Origin of the sequence: Luteimonas yanweni, assembly GCF_039548475.1 — a bacterium.
In the GTDB taxonomy this organism is placed as follows: domain Bacteria; phylum Pseudomonadota; class Gammaproteobacteria; order Xanthomonadales; family Xanthomonadaceae; genus Luteimonas.
In genome coordinates, this window is sequence record NZ_JBCLVC010000017.1 from 87,429 (window position 1) to 104,938 (window position 17,510).

The 17,510-nt window shown below is 65.9% G+C and carries 17 protein-coding genes; 5 read left to right on the top strand and 12 right to left on the bottom strand.

The window, feature by feature from the left end:
- The first annotated feature begins 17 nt into the window (after nucleotides 1-17).
- Nucleotides 18-1,172 (top strand): MlaA family lipoprotein, encoded by a 1,155-nt coding sequence (locus WCE39_RS13430; RefSeq protein ID WP_343277186.1) that lies wholly within the window; start codon nucleotides 18-20, stop codon nucleotides 1,170-1,172.
- Between the two features lie 126 nt (nucleotides 1,173-1,298).
- Here the strand turns inward: WCE39_RS13430 and rmuC are convergent, their stop codons facing one another.
- Both rmuC and WCE39_RS13440 read right to left on the bottom strand, forming a co-directional pair.
- The gene (gene rmuC / locus WCE39_RS13435) at nucleotides 1,299-2,672 is read right to left on the bottom strand and encodes a DNA recombination protein RmuC (RefSeq protein ID WP_343277187.1); all 1,374 of its coding nucleotides are present in this window, start codon (nucleotides 2,670-2,672) and stop codon (nucleotides 1,299-1,301) included.
- Between the two features lie 135 nt (nucleotides 2,673-2,807).
- On the bottom strand, nucleotides 2,808-3,590 hold the full coding sequence (locus WCE39_RS13440) for a hypothetical protein (RefSeq protein ID WP_343277188.1): 783 nt from the start codon (nucleotides 3,588-3,590) through the stop codon (nucleotides 2,808-2,810).
- A 267-nt stretch (nucleotides 3,591-3,857) separates the two neighbouring features.
- Between WCE39_RS13440 and WCE39_RS13445 the strand changes: the two genes are divergently transcribed.
- Nucleotides 3,858-4,211, top strand: coding sequence for a DUF488 domain-containing protein (locus tag WCE39_RS13445; protein ID WP_343277189.1), 354 nt, complete (start codon nucleotides 3,858-3,860; stop codon nucleotides 4,209-4,211).
- 47 nt (nucleotides 4,212-4,258) lie between these two features.
- Here the strand turns inward: WCE39_RS13445 and WCE39_RS13450 are convergent, their stop codons facing one another.
- The gene (locus WCE39_RS13450) at nucleotides 4,259-5,428 is read right to left on the bottom strand and encodes a class I SAM-dependent rRNA methyltransferase (RefSeq protein ID WP_343277190.1); all 1,170 of its coding nucleotides are present in this window, start codon (nucleotides 5,426-5,428) and stop codon (nucleotides 4,259-4,261) included.
- A gap of 90 nt (nucleotides 5,429-5,518) precedes the next feature.
- Between WCE39_RS13450 and WCE39_RS13455 the strand changes: the two genes are divergently transcribed.
- The 3 genes from WCE39_RS13455 to WCE39_RS13465 are packed head-to-tail and all read left to right on the top strand — an operon-like array spanning nucleotide 5,519 to nucleotide 9,401.
- Nucleotides 5,519-6,313, top strand: a complete 795-nt coding sequence (locus tag WCE39_RS13455; RefSeq protein ID WP_343277191.1) for a rhomboid family intramembrane serine protease — start codon at nucleotides 5,519-5,521, stop codon at nucleotides 6,311-6,313.
- Between the two features lie 15 nt (nucleotides 6,314-6,328).
- The gene (locus tag WCE39_RS13460; RefSeq protein WP_343277205.1) at nucleotides 6,329-7,555 is read left to right on the top strand and encodes a serine hydrolase domain-containing protein; all 1,227 of its coding nucleotides are present in this window, start codon (nucleotides 6,329-6,331) and stop codon (nucleotides 7,553-7,555) included.
- 31 nt (nucleotides 7,556-7,586) lie between these two features.
- Entirely contained in the window at nucleotides 7,587-9,401 is a 1,815-nt protein-coding gene (locus WCE39_RS13465) for a M28 family metallopeptidase (protein WP_343277192.1), read from the top strand.
- Here the strand turns inward: WCE39_RS13465 and WCE39_RS13470 are convergent.
- From WCE39_RS13470 to WCE39_RS13510, 9 genes are all read right to left on the bottom strand, one after another.
- Nucleotides 9,344-9,886: a hypothetical protein gene (locus tag WCE39_RS13470; RefSeq protein ID WP_343277193.1), complete on the bottom strand. Its 543-nt coding sequence runs from the start codon at nucleotides 9,884-9,886 to the stop codon at nucleotides 9,344-9,346. The two genes, WCE39_RS13465 and WCE39_RS13470, sit on opposite strands and share 58 nt — an antisense overlap.
- A complete protein-coding gene (locus WCE39_RS13475; RefSeq protein ID WP_343277194.1) occupies nucleotides 9,876-10,379 on the bottom strand; it encodes an RNA polymerase sigma factor in 504 nt (167 codons plus the stop codon). Before WCE39_RS13475 ends, WCE39_RS13470 begins: the two co-directional genes overlap by 11 nt.
- 3 nt (nucleotides 10,380-10,382) lie before the next feature.
- Nucleotides 10,383-11,126 (bottom strand): hypothetical protein, encoded by a 744-nt coding sequence (locus tag WCE39_RS13480; protein WP_343277195.1) that lies wholly within the window; start codon nucleotides 11,124-11,126, stop codon nucleotides 10,383-10,385.
- A gap of 30 nt (nucleotides 11,127-11,156) precedes the next feature.
- A complete protein-coding gene (locus WCE39_RS13485; protein WP_343277206.1) occupies nucleotides 11,157-11,327 on the bottom strand; it encodes a hypothetical protein in 171 nt (56 codons plus the stop codon).
- A gap of 91 nt (nucleotides 11,328-11,418) precedes the next feature.
- Nucleotides 11,419-11,901: an AAA family ATPase gene (locus WCE39_RS13490; protein WP_343277196.1), complete on the bottom strand. Its 483-nt coding sequence runs from the start codon at nucleotides 11,899-11,901 to the stop codon at nucleotides 11,419-11,421.
- A 649-nt stretch (nucleotides 11,902-12,550) separates the two neighbouring features.
- Entirely contained in the window at nucleotides 12,551-13,363 is an 813-nt protein-coding gene (locus tag WCE39_RS13495; protein WP_343277197.1) for a hypothetical protein, read from the bottom strand.
- Nucleotides 13,364-13,472: 109 nt separating this feature from the next.
- Nucleotides 13,473-13,919 carry a hypothetical protein gene (locus WCE39_RS13500; protein WP_343277198.1) on the bottom strand — a complete coding sequence of 149 codons (447 nt, stop codon included), beginning with the start codon at nucleotides 13,917-13,919 and terminating at the stop codon, nucleotides 13,473-13,475.
- Between the two features lie 207 nt (nucleotides 13,920-14,126).
- A complete protein-coding gene (locus tag WCE39_RS13505; RefSeq protein WP_343277199.1) occupies nucleotides 14,127-15,494 on the bottom strand; it encodes an amidohydrolase family protein in 1,368 nt (455 codons plus the stop codon).
- A gap of 207 nt (nucleotides 15,495-15,701) precedes the next feature.
- Nucleotides 15,702-16,973, bottom strand: coding sequence for a glycosyltransferase (locus WCE39_RS13510; RefSeq protein WP_343277200.1), 1,272 nt, complete (start codon nucleotides 16,971-16,973; stop codon nucleotides 15,702-15,704).
- Between the last annotated feature and the right edge of the window lie 537 nt (nucleotides 16,974-17,510).

The following is a 17,510-nucleotide window of genomic DNA, read 5'->3' on the forward strand; positions in this document are numbered from 1 at the left end:
ACAAGGGACAAGCACCCATGCGCACGGACAGCCGATCCAACAACCGACTGCGCGCCATCGCGCTGGCACTCGCGTTCTCTTTGCTGACGGCGTGTGCCGGTACGGCGTCGCGCGCCGACGCGCCCATCGGGTCTGCCGGAACCGTTGATTCCCCGGCAACGGGTGTCGAATCGGCTGCGCCCCTGGAGTACGCAACCGCGCCCGATCCGGCCTCGGGCAACAGGCTGCCGTCCGTCCACGGTGCCGCGAGCATCGACGCCACCACATCGCCGCATGCCAGTTCCGATACGAGTTCCGATGTCGATTCCGGCGCGCCCAACGCATCCCGTGACGGCTTCGAAACCGACGGCCCCACTGCTGACGCACCCACCCAGGCCGAGCTCGACTACGCCGCCCTGTACGGCACCCGGGTCTACGATCCGATCGCCGACCCGACCCTCCCCGCGCCCGCACAGCTTCCAGGCGCGAGCGCCGACCCGTGGGAAGGCTGGAACCGCCGCGTGCACGCTTTCAACATGGCCATCGACCGGACCGTCGCCGAGCCGCTGGCGCGCGCCTACATGAAGGTGGCGCCGCGCCCGGTGCGGCTGGGCGTAGGCAACTTCTTCAACAACCTCGGCCAGCCGGTCAGCGCCCTCAACGCCCTGCTGCAGGGCAAGCCGAAGCAGGCCGGGCAGTCGCTGGGCCGCTTTCTGGTCAATGCCACCCTGGGCGTCGCCGGCCTGTTCGACCCGGCCTCGCGCATGAACATCCCCAACCGCAGCGAGGATTTCGGCCAGACCCTGGGCGTCTGGGGCTGGGAAAAGTCGCGCTTCGTCGAGCTGCCGCTGTTCGGCCCGCGCACCGTGCGCGACGTGTTCGGCCTGGTTGGCGACGGCCAGGTCTCGCCGCTGCGCCAGGTCGACGACGACACCGTGCGCATCGGCCTGCAGGGCCTTCAGCTGGTCGACCTGCGCACCCAGCTGTTCGCCGTCGACCGCCTGCGCGAGGGCGCGGAAGACGAGTACGCCCTGGTGCGCGACGCCTGGATGCAGCGCCGCAACTACCAGATCCACGGCGACCGCATCCGCCAGGACCAGGACGGCCTTCCCGACTATCTGCTCGACGACGAAGCCAACCCCACCGTGCCCGTGGACGTGATGCCGATCATCCCCGGCTCCTCCCCCAACTGACCCGCACCTGGGGGAGCCGCTACAGCGGCGATTCCAGCACGGTGGGAATCCCTACAGCGGCGATTCGCCCCTGTGGGAATCTCTACAGCGGCGATTCGCCCCTGTGGGAGCCGCTATAGCGGCGATTCACACCGCCGCGTCGTCTCCAGCGCTACCCGCATCCCCCAACAACTCCCGCGCCTCTTCCCCCGGCAGCGACTCCACGCCCTTCAGCTGTCGCTCGATCGCCCGCGTGCGCACGCCCGCCTGCTTGATGCTGTTCTGCACCGTGTCCAGCTGGCCGTGCGCCCGCTCCAGCACCGTGGCGAACTTGCCGAACTCGCTTTTCACCGCGCCCAGCAGCTGCCAGACCTCGCTTGAGCGCTGCTCGATCGCCAGCGTGCGGAAGCCCATCTGCAGGCTGTTGAGCAGGGCCAGCAGCGTGGTCGGCCCGACGAGGGTCACGCGGAAATCGCGCTGCAGCGCCTCGAACAGCCCCGGCCGGCGCAGCACTTCGGCGTACAGGCCTTCGGTGGGCAGGAACAGCAGGGCGAAGTCGGTGGTGTGCGGCGGCGCCAGGTACTTGTCGCGGATGCGCTTGGCTTCCGTCCGTACCTGGCGTTCAAGCGCGGTCGCCGCCTGCACTGCGGCCTCGGGATCGGCGCGGTCCTGGGCATCGAGCAGGCGCTCGTAGTCCTCGCGCGGGAACTTGGCGTCGATCGGCAGCAGGATCGGCTGCCCCGGCTGCGTGCCGGGCAGGCGGATCGCGAACTCCACCCGGTCGCCGCTTCCGGGCACGGTGGCACAGTTGGTCTCGTACTGGCCGATGGTCAGCACCTGCTCCAGCAGGCCGGCCAGCTGCACCTCGCCAAAGATGCCGCGCGTCTTGACGTTGCCCAGCACGCGCTTGAGGTCGCCGACGCCGGTGGCCAGCTCCTGCATCTCGCCCAGGCCGCGCTGCACCTGCTCCAGGCGCTCGGACACCAGCTTGAACGACGCGCCCAGGCGCGCCTCCAGCGTGGTCTGCAGCTTTTCGTCCACGGTCTCGCGCATCTGCTCCAGCTTCTGCGCGTTGTCGGCCTGCAGCGACTTCAGCTGCGACTCCAGGGTCGCACGCATCTCGCCGATGCGCTGCTCGTTGCGCTGGGTGAGCTCGCCCAGGCGCTGGCCCAGCTGGTCGGCGAAGCGCTGCTGCGCCTCCGCGCCCTCGCTGCGCGCCTTGCGCGCGTCCTCGCCCAGCGCCTCGCGCAGCACGTCAAGGCGCTGGTCGGTGCGCGCGCTGAATTCGGTCAATCTCGCGCCGAAGCCATCGATGCGCTGGCCCTGCGCCATGCCCAGGCTGTCGAGCTGCAGCCTCAGTTCCCCACGGCCGTCACGCTGCTCCGAGCGCAGCGCTTCTTCCAGCTCCTGGCGCAGCGCCACCAGCCCCGCCTCCGGCCGCCGCAGCAGCAGGACCACAAGCAACACGATGGCCAGCGCCACCGCCGCCAGCACGAGGATCAACAAGGTCTGGATTTCCATCCGCCCAGTGTAGCCAACGCGGTCGCATGCCCTGCGACCTCATCGGCGCGATCGCACTGCTGCATTCGCAACATCTGCCGCGTTGAGAGTGCGTACCCGCCGACAGTCACCCGGCCGGCGGGCACGCCGGCACGCTCAGAAGTCCCAGCGTGCCGAAAGCGTCACCGGCACCGAGAAGCGGCTGCCGGTGTCGTTGATCGTGGCCAGGCCCAGGCCACCGATCGCGCTGTCATCGTCCTTCAGGTCAGCGGTGTAACGAACGCCGCTGGCCAGGGTCATGCTGAAGGTCTCGCCAAAGGGGACGATCACGCCCACGTCCAGGCCGCCGCTGGCCAGCCAGCCCGAGTCGTAGAACGGCGCATCGGCGATGGTGATGCCGGCGTCGGGGATCTCGAAGGTGGCCCGGATCTCGTCGACGCGGGTCGCGCCGACGCGCGCGCCGACGAAAGGACGCGCGGTGCCGACGGTGCCGAAGTACATGCGGTAGCCGATCTCCGCCGACAGCGCGGAATAGTCCTCGAACGTGCCGTAGACCGGCAGCTCGGTGTCGAGGGCAGGCACGTAGGCGCCGCCCACCTGCACCATGCCGTCGTCGGCCTCGGTACGCCGAACCTGTCCGAAGAACTCGGTGCGATCGCTGGGAGCGTAAGCGAACTCGAGACCGACGGTGCCGGCCTGGTCATAGATGCGGTCGTGGCTGCGCGCGCCGATGCGCAGCTCGGCATCGACGCCGGCGAGGGCGGGATTGAGCGGGCCGAGATCGGGCACGATCGCGGTGGCGCCATCGTGGACATCGCCGTTGACGGGCACGTCCACGCCGCCGATCAGCGACATCGACCAGCGGCCGGCTTGAGGGCCCGCAGCGTGCGCGGAAGTTGCGATCAGTGCGGTGAAGGGAAGGATCAGCCAGGGTCGCATGAGGGTTTCTCCGGGGGGCGGTGACTGGGAGTCGGGTCCGCGCCGGTGCGGGACAGCCATGCACCAGGCGGCCCGGCAACGTTAGGCACGCCGCGGTTAGCCACCGATCAACTTTGGGCTTGTACAAAACCTGTGCAGAGTGCGTTGTGCGCCGGCCACAGCCAGCCTGCCCCTTCTCAACAAGGCTTCGACCCCCGCGAGTCCATTGTGGGAGCAGCTACAGCGGCGACTGCCCCCAAGGCCATCTGCCCCACCAACAGCCCCGCCATGGAACTCCACGTCCGCCGCATCTACGACGATCCATCCCCCGGCGAAGGCCACCGCGTCCTCGTCGATCGCCTGTGGCCACGCGGCAAGTCAAAGGCCGACCTGGAAGGCGTGCCCTGGGTGAAGTCGGTGGCTCCCAGCGACGAACTCCGCCACTGGTTCGACCACGAGGCCGCGAAATGGCCCGGGTTCAAGCACCGCTACTTCGCCGAACTCGACGCCAACCCCGACGGCCTGGCCGAGCTGCGCAAGGCCCTGGGCCGCGGCGCCCGCGCCACCCTGTTGTATGCCGCCCACGACAAAGACCACAACAACGCCGTCGCCCTCGCCGAATACCTCCGGAAGCACCGCTAGAGCGGGAGCCGGCTTTTGTGGGAGCGGCTATCGGGGAACAACCGCCGTCAGCCCAGCACCCGGCAGAACACCGCCTTCAGGTACCGCGACTCCTGCGCGTTCGCCATGAACGGATGGTCCGGCCCGGCACCCGCCACCTTCAGCACCTGTACCGTGCGATTGGAGAAGAACGCCGCCCGCCGCAGCATGTCCAGGAACTGGTCCTCGGCCACCAGGCCCGTGCACGAGAACGTCGCCAACAGGCCGCCCGGTTTCACCACCGACAGCGCCAGCTTGTTCATGTCCAGGTACTTCTTCAGCGCCGGGATCACCTGCTCGCGGTCGCGGGTCATCTTGGCCGGGTCCAGGATCACCACGTCGTATTGCTCGCCCGCGTTGGACGCGTCGCGCAGCCAGGGGAAGATGTCGGCCTGCACGAAGCGCGGCCGCACGCCGTTCAACTTCGCGTTGGCCTTGGCCAGCTCGATCACGTCGGCGTCGATGTCCACGCCGGTCACCTCACTCGCCCCACGCACCGCCGAATACACCGCAAACCCACCGGTGTTGCAGCACAGGTCCAGCACGCGCTTGCCCGCGACCTGGCGGCTCAGCCACTCGCGGTTGTCGCGCTGGTCGGCGAAGAAACCGGTCTTGTGCGCGCCTGCGGGATCGGCGCGGAAGCGGATACCGTGCTCGGTGATGACCGCCGGCTCGGTGCCTGGCGTGCCGTGGAAGTCGAAGCTCTCCTGCTTTTGCACGTGCTCGTCGGCGAATGCATGGAAGCGGCAACCGGGGAACTGCTCGCGCAGCGCCTCCATGATCCACTCGCGGTGGCGGAACATGCCGGCGCTGAAGTACTCCAGCACCAGCAGGTCCGCATAGCGATCGACCACCAGCCCGCTGAGCCCGTCGCCCTCGCTGTGCACCACGCGCCAGGCGTCGCTTGCCTCGTCCAGGCGCAGCACTTCGCGGCGCAACGCCACCGCATCGGCGATCCTGCGCGAGAACCAGCCGGCATCAACCGGCACGTCCGGATTCGTCTCCAGGATCCGCACCGCGATCCGCGAATGGCCGTTGTAGAAGCCGCGGCCGATCCACTCGCCGTCGATGCCGACCACGTCGACGATGGTCCCGGGCTTGGGCCGCGGGGTCGGCTTCTCCACCAGTTTCTGGAAAATCCACGGATGGCTGGAGCGCCAGGCGTTGCGCAGGCGGACGACGGGAAGGGCTTCGTTCATGCCGCGATTCTACCGGGTCGCCCCCATCGCCGGCCGCGCGTCCGGCCCACGGGCCTTGCGTTGCCGCCATCCGCCGCCATGCTTCGGTTCATGCACCTGCCCCACCACGACCACCCACCGGACTCCGCCGCCCAGCGCGCCGCCGACTGGCGCCGCTTCCGTCGCGCCGCCGGTGCATCGGCATTCTTCGTGGCCGTGCTGGCCATCGTCTACGCCGCCCAGGCCGGTTTCAGCGCGCGCGCGTTCGCCGTCGCGCCCGGCAGCGCGGCCGGGCTGTTCGGGCTGCTGACCGCCCCGCTGCTTCACGGCTCGCTGGAACACCTGGTCGCCAACGGCGTCGCGGTGCTGTTCCTCGGCACGCTGGCCGGCTGGGTCTACCCGCGCGCCTCCCTGCGCGGCCTGCCGCTGATGTGGCTGGGCTCCGGCCTGGGCGCGTGGCTGCTGGGCGCACCGGGCTCGTACCACCTGGGCGCCAGCGGCGTGACCCACGGCCTGATGTTCCTGGTGATGACGCTGGCCGTGCTGCGGCGCGACCGGGCCGCCATCGCCGCCACCATGATCGGCTTCATGTTCTACGGCGGCATGTTGCTGACCGTGCTTCCACGCGAACCCGGCGTGTCCTGGCAGTCGCACCTGGGCGGCGCCATCGGCGGCATCGTCGCGGCCTGGCTGTTTCGTCGCCTCGATCCCGCGGCGCCGCGAAAACGCTACAGCTGGGAGCTCGAGGAAGAACAGGCCGCCGCCGATGCCGCACGCGTCGCCGCCGAGCGCGGACAGTTCGAACCCGCCGCCCCCGAAGACGTGCCCGTCCTGTGGAATCGTCCCGATCCGTCGGAGGAAGAGCAGGGCACCATCCTGCAGTTCCCGCCGCGCGATCGGCGATAGACTCGGGGCATGGACATCCGCCCCGCGACCCTTTTCCTGCTGGCGATCCTGCCCTTCGCCTCCACTGCCGCCACCACCGCCGCGAACGAAGCCACGGAGAACACGGCCATGGCCGAAGTCGACGCCCGGCTGCTGCCCTACACCGGCGATGTCCCCGGCGCCGCCCTGCTGGTGCTGCGCGATGGCAAGCCGGTGGTGCGCCGCGGCGTCGGCCTGGCCGATGTCGCCACCGGCACGCCGGTCACACCGGCAACGAACTTCCGCCTGGCCTCGGTGAGCAAGCAGTTCACCGCCGCCGCAGTGCTGCTGCTGGCCGAAGACGGCCGCCTGCGCCTGGACGACCCCGTGCGCCGCTGGCTGCCGGAGCTTCCCGCCAGCGCCGACGGCGTGACCCTGCACCACCTGCTCAGCCACACCTCGGGCCTGTACGACTACGAGGATTTGATGCCGGCCGACTTCAGCGGCCAAGTGCGTGATGCGGACGTGCTGTGCCTGCTGGCGACGGGTTCGGCCTGTCACGCACCGGGTGCGGGTGCGACTCCGGGCGACGCGACCGGCGAAGCGGCCAGCCATGTCGCCGATGCCGCGGCCAAGCCACAGGTCTCCGGTGTCTCCGCATCCGCTTCGGCCACCGCTGCGGGGGAGCCTTACTTCGCTCCCGGCAGCGCCTACCGCTACAGCAACTCCGCCTACGCCCTGCTCTCGCTCGTCGTCGAACGGGCCTCGGGCATGCGCTACCCCGAATTCCTGCGCACGCGCATCTTCCAGCCGCTGGACATGAACCACACCGTGGCCTTCGTCGATGGCGCCAACCGCGTCGACACCCGCGCCTTCGGGCACAGCGAAGGCGGCGACGGCTGGCAGCGCAGCGACCAGTCCACCACCAGCGCCGTGCTCGGCGACGGCGGCATCTACTCCTCCATTGACGACCTGGCCAAATGGGACGCCGCCCTCTACGACGACCGCCTGCTGTCCGACGCCTCGCGCGCGCTGGCGTTCTCGGCGCAGACCCGCACGTCCACCGGCGAAGACGACGTCGCCGCCTACGGCTACGGCTGGCGCCTCGACGGCGACCTGATGTGGCATTCCGGCGAGACCATGGGCTTCCGCAACGTCATCCTGCGCTGGCCGGCCCAGCGCCTGACCGTGCTCATGCTGACCAACCGCAACGGCCCCGAACCCTACGCCGCCGCCCGCGCGATCGGCGATGCCTGGCTGCGCGAGTCCGCCGCCACGCGCTAGGCTTGCGCCCCCGCCAACCACAGGCCACGCCATGCCCTTCGACGCCCGCCGCATGACGCCGGCCGCCCTCGCGCTCACCCTGCTGCTGGCGCTCCCGGCCTGCAACCGCGAACCGGGCCCTGAAGCGGCCGCGCCGCCCGCCGCATCCGCCCAGCGCTCGCAGGATCCCGCCGCCAACCGCATCGAGGCCGACGTCCGCGCCCTGGCCGACGACCGCATGCAAGGGCGCGAGACCGGCACTCCCGGCCATGATCTTGCCGCCGATTACGTGGCCGGCCGCTTCGCCGACGCGGGCCTTGTCCCCGGCGGCGAGGACGGCGGCTGGTTCCAGCGCGTGCCGCTGCTGCGCGCCACCATCGCCCCCCAGGGCGCACGGCTGGAGATCCAGCTTGATGGCCGGTCGCGCTCACTGGCCTTCCAGGACGAGTTCCTGCCGATGGCGAACTTCAACCTGCCCGAGGCCGCGGTCGAGGCCCCGGCGGTGTTCGTCGGCCAGGCGATCCACGCACCCGGCCTGGGCCACGACGACTTCGCCGGACTCGACCTGCGCGGCAAGGTGGCGGTGGTGTTCGGCGGCGCACCCGACGGCTTCGACAACACCCGCCGCGCCTTCCACGGTTCCCTGCACGAAAAGCTGCGCAGCGTGGCCGAACGCGGCGCCGTGGGCGTGGTCCTGGCCGGCACCGCCGGCGATGAAGTGCGCGCACCCTGGTCGCGCGGCGCCGCCGGCTGGGAGCGTCCTTCAATGCGCCTGCGTGACGCCGACGGCCACGCCATCGACACCTGGCCCGGCCTCCAGGTGGTCGCGCGCGTCAGCGCTGCCGCCGCCGACGCCCTGTTCGCCGGCGGCGAGCGCAGCGCAGCCCAGCTCGCCAACGCGGCTCGCACCGGCACGCCGGGCGGCTTCGACCTGCCCGTGCGCCTCTCCCTGGCCGTGCAGACCCGGGTCGAACTGCTGGACTCGCGCAACGTGGTGGGCCTGCTCCCCGGCAGCGACCCCGCGCTCGGCGACGAATACATCGTGCACACCGCCCACCTCGACCACGTCGGCATCGGCGCCGAAGTCGAGGGCGACGCCATCCACAACGGCGCCATCGACAACGCCCTGGGCGTCGCGATCATGACCGAGGCCGCGCGCGAACTCGCGGGTGGCGATGCCCCGCCGCGCCGCCCGCAGCTGTTCGTCGCCGTCACCGCGGAAGAACAGGGCCTGCTCGGCTCGCAGTGGTTCGCCCGCCACCCGAGCATCCCCCGCGGCAGCCTGGTCGCCAACATCAACATCGACATGCCCGTGCTCACTGCGCCCAGCCGCGACGTGGTGCCGATCGGCGTCGAACACTCCTCGCTCAAGGCCAGCGTCGAGGCCGCCGCCCGCGAAATCGGCGTCAAGGTCTCGCCCGACCCCTTTCCCGAAGAAGCCGTGTTCGTGCGCAGCGACCAGTTCTCCTTCGTCCGCGAAGGCATTCCCGCCGTCTACCTCGACGGCGGCATCGAAGCCGCGGACCCCGAGCGCAACCCCAAGGTCTCCGCCACCTGGTTCATGCGCAACTGCTACCACCGCCCCTGCGACCAGGCCGACCTGCCGATCCATTACGACGACGCCGCGCGCCTCGCCCGCCTGTCCGCGCGCCTCGCGTGGCTGGTGGCCAGCGACGACTCACGACCGTCGTGGAACGAGGGCGACTTCTTCGGCCGGCGCTTCGGCGCCGCCGCCCTCAAGTCCCCTGCCACACCCCGGTTCATTGGCCTGGCATTCGAGTCAGGCCACGGCGCTACCGCTGCTGCACTTCATCCTTCAAGCCGGTGGCGCTCCACCCGCAGGCTTTCCACCCTGCGGGCCAGCTGAAAGGTCCGCAACACCACGTAGGGAACGTAGGCCGCGGCCGCAATCAGGAGCCCGGTGAGCAGGCGAGGATGGTGGATGGCGGGCAGCGTCAGAAGCGCCAGCGGGATCAACAGCAGACCGCCAGCAAGACCGAGCCAGAGCGTGGCGATCACGAACTTCGCACGGCGGACCTCCGCGTCGATCATTCCCACCAGCCCGCCAGCGGGGAGCCCGAACAGGCGATAGCGCTGGCGGATCAGCAGGTAACCCACCTGCCACGCCACGACTACCGTGCCGGCAACGAGCAGCCAGGGCCGCAAGTCGGGCTCGCGTGTCCACGCCCATGCCGACAGCACCAGCGCCACCAGCGCACCCAGGAACTCGCCGACCAGGCCAAGCCGATTGCGCCACCGGTACCGCCGCATGCGCGACTGCAACACGGCGGGATCGGGTGCGTCAGCCGCATTCCACTCAGCGGCAAGATCAACCCAGTCGTCATTGTTCATTGTCGGCTCCAAGGATGCGTCGCAATTGCTGCCGCGCGCGGCTCAGCCGCTGGTCCACGGTGTTGTCGGTCACGCCCAGGATCCCGGCGATCTCGCGGTTGCCGAATCCCTCCAGCACAAGCAGCACGCACTCCCGCTGACCGCCCGGCAAGCCGCGCACCGCATCCAGCAGGCGGTTGCGATCCTGCACGCCGCGCGCGTACTGGTCGGGGCGCATGGCGTTCGATTCCAGATGCTCGTCCAGGCTGGCGGTATCCACGCGATTGACCCGGCGCTTCACGTGATCGAGCGCCGTGAACTGCGCGATGCGGGCGACAAAGGCCTTCAAAGGCCCATCGCCGCGGTATGCCGGCAGCGCCTTCCACAGCGCAACCGACATGTCCTGCACCAGGTCGTCGCGCGCGGCGCCCGTGCGCGTGTATCCGGACGCGATGCGGAACAGCATCGCTCCGTGGTCGCGCAGGGCGGCATCGATATCAGGCAGTGACTTCAACGCTCAGGCTTCCGGCAGGGGGTCGAAAACGTCCCGGTACGCTGCATACCCGATGCACAGGCCCGCAGGCAGGAAAACCAGCAGCAGCAAGGGCATCCAGGTCAGCCCGGCAAGCATCAGCGCCATCACCAGCGAGTAGAACACCATCGGCTGCCAACACCGCTGCAGCAGCCGGGCGTTCTCCAGCACGGCAGGCCAGAGCCGCAAGCCGTCGAGCATCATCCGGGGCCCGACAAAGAACAGGAGCAGCATGGGAGCCGCCCCCGACGCCAGCACGCCGGCCATTTCCATCCGCGAGAACCCGATGCCGGCGATGTCTCCCACAGCCAGGGCCATCGCCTGTGCCGGGCTCCCGATGAGTGCCGCCATCGCCATCTGGACGGAGAACACCAGCAGGCCCACCAGGGTCAAGCCCGCAACCTGGCGCCAGCGCGATGCGGTCTGCCAGCCGCTCGCCCCGGGCGAGAACCCGTGGCGGCGCAGCTTGCAGTCAAGCATGACCAACACCCATGCCGACACGGCCGGCGTCAACAGCTTCGACAGCACAATGCCCGCCGATGGCGTCAACTGGACAAGCCCTTCAAACACCACCGGCGCCAGCGCCAGCAGCAGAATCCGCAACGGCGCCACACGATAGATCCGCCAGGCCTGCGCACACCATGCGCCAACCCGCGTCCACCGCAACCCCTCCTGTCCGGAACCGGACATCTCACCTTGCCTGCCTGTCATTCCCAGATCCATTTGCATCCCCATTCCCGTCCCAGCCCAAGTTACTGACTACAGACGAGTGGACCGGGGGAAACCTGACAAGCGATTGCAACCGGCTGCCGGCCAGGAAGCGCGGCGCGCAGTGCCCGCCTGTCGGCAGATGTCCTTGACGGGCACGCCGGCGTACGCCTGCTTGATCATCGAGACGATCCGGGTCCCGGTGAAACGGGACTTCTTCATGGAGCCTCCTGGCTGGGGGAACATGCCAGAAAGTTCTACTTATGGGTTTTATGGGTTGGCGTAACGAAGCGGTGTCGGCTTGAACGCATTGTTAGGCCGCGCTCGCACTCAGGCGCTCGCTTTTGCGCCCCCCGAAAGAATCAAAAATCTGACGGTGGGCATGGTACGACCATTGATCTTGGCGATCATAGTAGCCAGCCACCCAAGATTGCAGGTTATCCAGCATCTCGTCTTGGGCTGCTTTCGAGACGTACTTGTGAGGCTCCCAAGGACGGCTGAGGTTGTGCGCCAGGCACGTCTCGAGCCCGGGGTTCAGGAACACCAGCTCGCTGCAATGGCGAGACGCAGCTTGTACGAGCTCGCCATAGCAGCCCTCAATGACCCAGCGACTGTGCGCAGCCAAGAACGCGGCCAGGGATGCAGCGACCGCGTCATCTGTGCGCTGGACAGCAACCTTGCCAGGCTCCCAGACGATCAAGTCCAGATCGAGGTGCGCGAGCCCATGCTCCTCGGCAAGCCGCTTGGCCAAGGTGCTCTTGCCAGAACCTGAGTTGCCGAAGACGAGAACTTTCATTAGCGGCCTAACACCGGAATTAAGCCGCGCCGCGAAGCGGCGTCGGCTTGAATGAATTGTTAGGCAACAGGCCCTGTGTCACTTTGCTGGCCCGCCCGCGACGCTGATCTTTGCCTTATTGAGCTCTACCCAGCCACGAATACGCCAGTCGTAGCTCGGGCGTGCACTCATCTCCCCCGTACTTGCTCTTTGATACCTCAACCTTCCCAACGCCGCCACGGAACATAACGGGGACAAGTGCGGGCTCTGCGTCAGCGCCAGCCGTTTGGTCTCTCGCCTCGAGCAGAACGAAGAGGTCGCGCTCCGGAGCAACATTGCGGGCTACAAGCGTGCCGGTGCCCTTGAAGGTGTTCCATGCTTTCGAATACTCAGTGGCATCAGTGCGTTCTTCGGCGACCACGAAATCTCGGAGATCAAACTCCGGCGCCGGCGCAGGAACAAATGACGGGGCACCATTGTTGCATCCGACCAGAAGGAGGGCCGATGCCAGAATCGCTGCTGCAAGTCTCATAGATCTCTCCCCTGTTGCCTAACACCTAAGTTAAGCCGAGACGCGCAGTGGAGCGAAGCACATGGCAAGCTTTACCTGCCATGTGCTTTGCGGAACGAAGCGGCTTCGGCTTGAACGCATTGTTAGGCGGCACCGGCATCAGGTTACTCCACGTGGCAAGTCGCGGACGGGCACAAGGCTCAATGCACTCTTGGCAGCGGAAGATGGTGCAGCACACTTTGTCTTGAAAACGACCAATCGCTTTAGACCGCTAATTTTCCGAACAAAATCCCAGTCATGAACTGGGGCGCACGCCTCAATGATAATTGCTTCCACGCTTTCCGGAATTGAGTCGTATGCGAACTTGTCCCTACCGACGTTCTTGAGCTCTAACTGTTTAAGGGACCGCAGTGGGGGTAACGCCCGCAGGTTTCGCGCGTATATTATTTCCAGGTCAACCAAGTGATTCATATCGTGAATAAAGTCAATAGACTCGGCGAAATACCTCACTAACTGCAGCGTCTCAACGCTTGGCGGCAATGGGAATGGGCTAGCGTTCTTGGCGCTGCCAATTTCATAAAGGTACGCACTTTTCAGCGCATCCAAGGACTCGAGTCCTGAAGATTCGGGGTGCCATTGATAGCAAATCGTCTGTAACGATGTGAAGATCGTGAAATCTATAGAGAGCTTCCGGCCGACTATGCGGAGATACTTAGCGTGGCTGATTGGCAATAGCTTTGTGCAAGAGAGAGTTTTCGAGAAGTCTACGAACTCGAAATGCTCAACTCCGGTCGCATCTTCAAGAAACCCCCAGTCCGTAACATCCTCTCCTCGAATGAAGAGCCCCGCAGGCACCCCTTGATTTAGGAGTTGGCGTGCAAAGCAGGTGGCTTCGCGCTCACGCCCCGGCAGCACATGAACCAAATGCTGGTCGTGGCATCTGAAGTCATCAACTCGTAGTAAGTCCGTCATGCCGCCTAACGCCTAAGTTAAGCCGAGACGCGTAGTGGAGCAAAGCACATGGCAAGCTGTACCTGCCATGTGCTTTGCGGAACGAAGCGGCTTCGGCTTGAACGCATTGTTAGGCCGCGCCGCCCGACAGCCTGCCCCAAGACTGCCGAAGGCCCACAAGGTGGACGATGCCGATCAGCAGGCAGATTGAAGAGCTTACGACCCAGAACGTCATGCTGTTTCCCGGGAAGTACGCCATGACCGGCGCGAACGCGACGCCCCGGCCAATGTAGATGGCGGTGATTGCGCAGAGGGCGGTACGGCGCAACGGTAGCTTGCGAATCACGCCGGCTCCGGACAGGGCGTAAGCACTCCACACAGCAAGAACGCCGGCAATGACCAGGGTAACGACGGTGGGATACCAGTGGCCGGCCAAATGCAGCTGCGCCATCTGCTCTCCGGCGCCCAAGAGCCGAAAGAGCGGTGCGCCTACTACCAGACACGCCAGATGCATCAGCGCGGCGAGTCCGCTAAGGGCGGCGCCCACTGCCAGAAGCTTGTTGCTTGAACTGGCCATGTAGCTCCCCAGCGGCCTAACGCCTGAATTAAGCCGCGCCGCGAAGCGGTGTCGGCTTTGAATGAACTGTTGGGCAGCAGTGACTAGGAGTTCTGCCGCCAGCCACTGTTGCCGCCACGGCGAGAAAGAGCCAGAGCCACGGTGTCGTGAGCCCGAAACGTCATGTCGGTCGCGGGTTCACGAACCTGCCCAATCTTTTGCCCCGAGTCAAAGCTCGCCGTTGACAGAACTGGCCGAGAACCCCCAAACCAGCTTGGTTGCGTTGACCGGTGAGCGAGCCTGGGCACGGGTGAAATCAAGCAGCGCGTCGAGGCGCGGGCGATCGTACAGCCGCCCGGCCAGCAGCACGGCATAGAGGCCACGTGTGTGGGCGATGTCGTCCAGCGGATTCGCCTCCAGCAGCACCAGATCCGCAGCATTGCCGACGGCCACGCGGCCGTGCCGGTGCGTCTGCCCGGCATAGCGCGCAGCGTCCAGTGTGGCCGCACGCAGCACCTCGGCCGGCGACAGGCCGGCGCGTACCAGAAGGGCCATTTCGTCGTGGTAGCGAAAACCGCCGATCGCGGTGTCCGTGCCCACCAGCACCGGCACGCCTGCCCGGTACGCCGCGTGCGTCAACGCTAGGCCGTGCTCGAAGTAGCCCCGCAGGGCGGCCTCGCCGCGCGCGGCGGGATAGCGCACCACGGTGGACTTCAGATCGTCGCGGTACGCCCAACGCGAAAGAGGGTCTAGGAATGCCAGGCGCGGATCTCCGGTGAAGGCGGGATCGCGCGCGCGCGCATCCTCCTCGCGTGTCACGTGTGTGGGCACGAACGATGTACCCGCCTCACGCATCTGCGCGAATGCACGCGCACAGGCTGCTGCGTCGTAATGGGTGACCATACGTTCGACCAGTGCGGTGGGCACTTCCGCGTCCAAAGCACCACTGCGCCATGCTGCTGCATCACGGAAGCAATGGCGCGCGAAGACATGGCCATGCTCAAAACTACGCTGCCCAGCTGCGACGGCGTTGTCCAGGCTCACAGCCTTGGGCAGGTGGCCGACCACGGGCATACCCCACAGCCGCGCTTCGTCGGTCAGGCGCTTGTAGGTGGCCGGCGACAGGCGGTTGTACACTTTCAGCGCATCCAGCCCGCGCGCGCGATAGTCCGCGGCGAGCCTGGCGGCCTGATCGGGCGTCATGTCGGCCCGTTCGAAGTAGAAGCTGGCCACCTCGACAAAGCGCGGACTGACCATACGGCCCTCGATAGCGGCGCGGGTCCAGTGGCGCTTGTCGGCAACGCAGGCAATCAAGGTGTCGTCGCTGCCGGGGCAATCCATCAGGTCGCGGGTGCCGGTGATGCCGTTCGCGACGGCCAGGGGCAGGTGCAATTGCGGTGATAACTTGAACGCATGCGTATGCATGTCCCAGAAACCAGGAAGCAGGTAGCGGCCGTCTGCCTCTAGCACCGGCAAGTCCGGTGCTGCGCGCAAGCCGTAGCCGATGCGACTGATGGTGCCGCCTTCGATCAAAACGTCGGTCGGCTCGCCGGCGATGGCCCGCTCCACATCGATGATGCGGGCATTGCGGATCAACCGGCTATCGGCGGCGTCGGGCAGTGGGGCCGTTGCCGATGGCCAAAGAACGCCCAGAGCAAAAATCGCTACTAGACCCGCGACCATCCCAAGCAGGTATCTTAAGAAACGTCTCATGGAAAACCTGTCAGTCCCTTGCCAACGGTGGATGCTGCCTAACACCAGAATTAAGCCGAGCCGCGAAGCGGCGTCGGCTTGAATGAATTATTAGGCCGCAAACCTATCACCAATCAATCTTACAGCGGTTGCAACGCCATCCTCTTTCGAGACGCAAGCCCCCAGCTTCTTTGCGCTCCCAACTATATATTCAGACTGCTCCGCAAGATTAATAGCCGCCGCGATTCGGTCAGGTGTCGATTTCCTGCGAAGGATCGGCTTCCATGCGACGCCTATTCTCTCAAGCTCCTTTCCCCAGAGCTCCTGCTCTGCCGTATAAGCGACGACGACTGAAGGTATCCCTGCGCGTAGCGCAGCTTGCGATGTTCCTGCTCCGCCGTGATGGACGACTAACTTGCACCCAGGAAAAACTGCCGAGTGTGGGGCAGAGCTTACATAATGGATCTGGCTGCTTGACTCGAATCCGAGCTCGCTCCAGTGCGGGGCCTGTATGATCGCACGCACCGATGCTGCCCTTGCCGTACTAGTCAACAGCTCGATTGTCTGCCTCTCGTCACTGCTTGAGATCATGCTCCCGAAGGTCATATATACGGGCTGGGAGCCACTAGCTAGGAACGACTGGAGCTGCTCCGGGATGCCGCCTTCCGCCACCGATTCTTGTGTGTCTAGGGCTCCGCAAACTTGGTAGTGGCTTGGCCAGTCCGATTTTTCATCGCATATGGTCGGGCTAATGGCGAGCAATGTTAGATACTCTGATGCCCAAACGTTGTCGATCAGGTCGCGTGCGGGCTTGATTCCATTTTTTACTCGCAATTTATCGGGATACTTCTTGAGGCTCTTGTTCAAGACGAATCTTGCGACGCGCCAAGCTAGGCGATTGCTGAGCGCGCCAAAGTTAGGAACGCCCGAAGGCGACTTAAAGGAAGACGGCACTGCCCCGTGAGCAAGTGCAACACTCACGTAGGGACGGCCGTGTCGCTCAGCTGCAGCGCCCAGCGTGTAAAGAAAGTAGTGCCCGATCACTAATTCGTTGTCAGCACAGAGCCGATCTGACGCTTGGAATATTTCGGTCTCTGCTGGCAACAGCAACTGCTCAATAGCTATCTGCGTTTGCTTGATTGCGTTGCGCTCATGAATGAGCGTACCTCCAATCTTCTCAAGCAACAGCTTGTCCGATATCACGGGCGTTGCAACCGCCTGAAGCTTGAAGCCCGTTCTGGTGCTAAGCGCGTTATAGCTTTCGCTATCTACGCAGGTTATAACCAGCGTTACGTCGTGACCTGCGGCCTGTAGACCGTCGGCGAGGGCTACGAATGGACGGATGTCGCCATGGCTGCCCCAAGTCTGTATTCCAATCTTCATGTGTGGGTGACCTGTCCTTTGCGGCCTAACGCCTGAATTAAGCCGCGCCGCGAAGCGGCGTCGGCTTGAATGAATTGTTAGGGCGCAACAGGCCACTGCACGCCCCTGCCAAGAGTAGCTATTGCTGAGTTTGTACGGCGACAACGGTTAGTGCAGCCCCTCCGAGGTCAATGGACTTACGCCAGACATGCTTGGCGCTTGAAACAGGAACAAACGTACCTTCGTATGCTCTTGCCGCCAGTTGCTTGTAGAGAGGTGGGGTGAGGCCAGGAAGAGCGCCTTGCGGAATATTCGATGCCCACGTGGAAACGAAGCCAGTGAAGTTGCTATGGCTGCCCTGTGCCACATGGGTGGCACCTTTGTACGTGACGATGTAAGTGAATAGTGGCATTGCGGCCTAACACCTAAGTTAAGCCGAATTGCAGCGCGAAGCCGGACACATGGCAAGCTCTTTCTGCCATGTGGCTGGCGTAGCGATGCAATTTCGGCTTGAACGCAATGTTAGGCCACACTAGCCATTAGCCGTGGAGGGGTCGA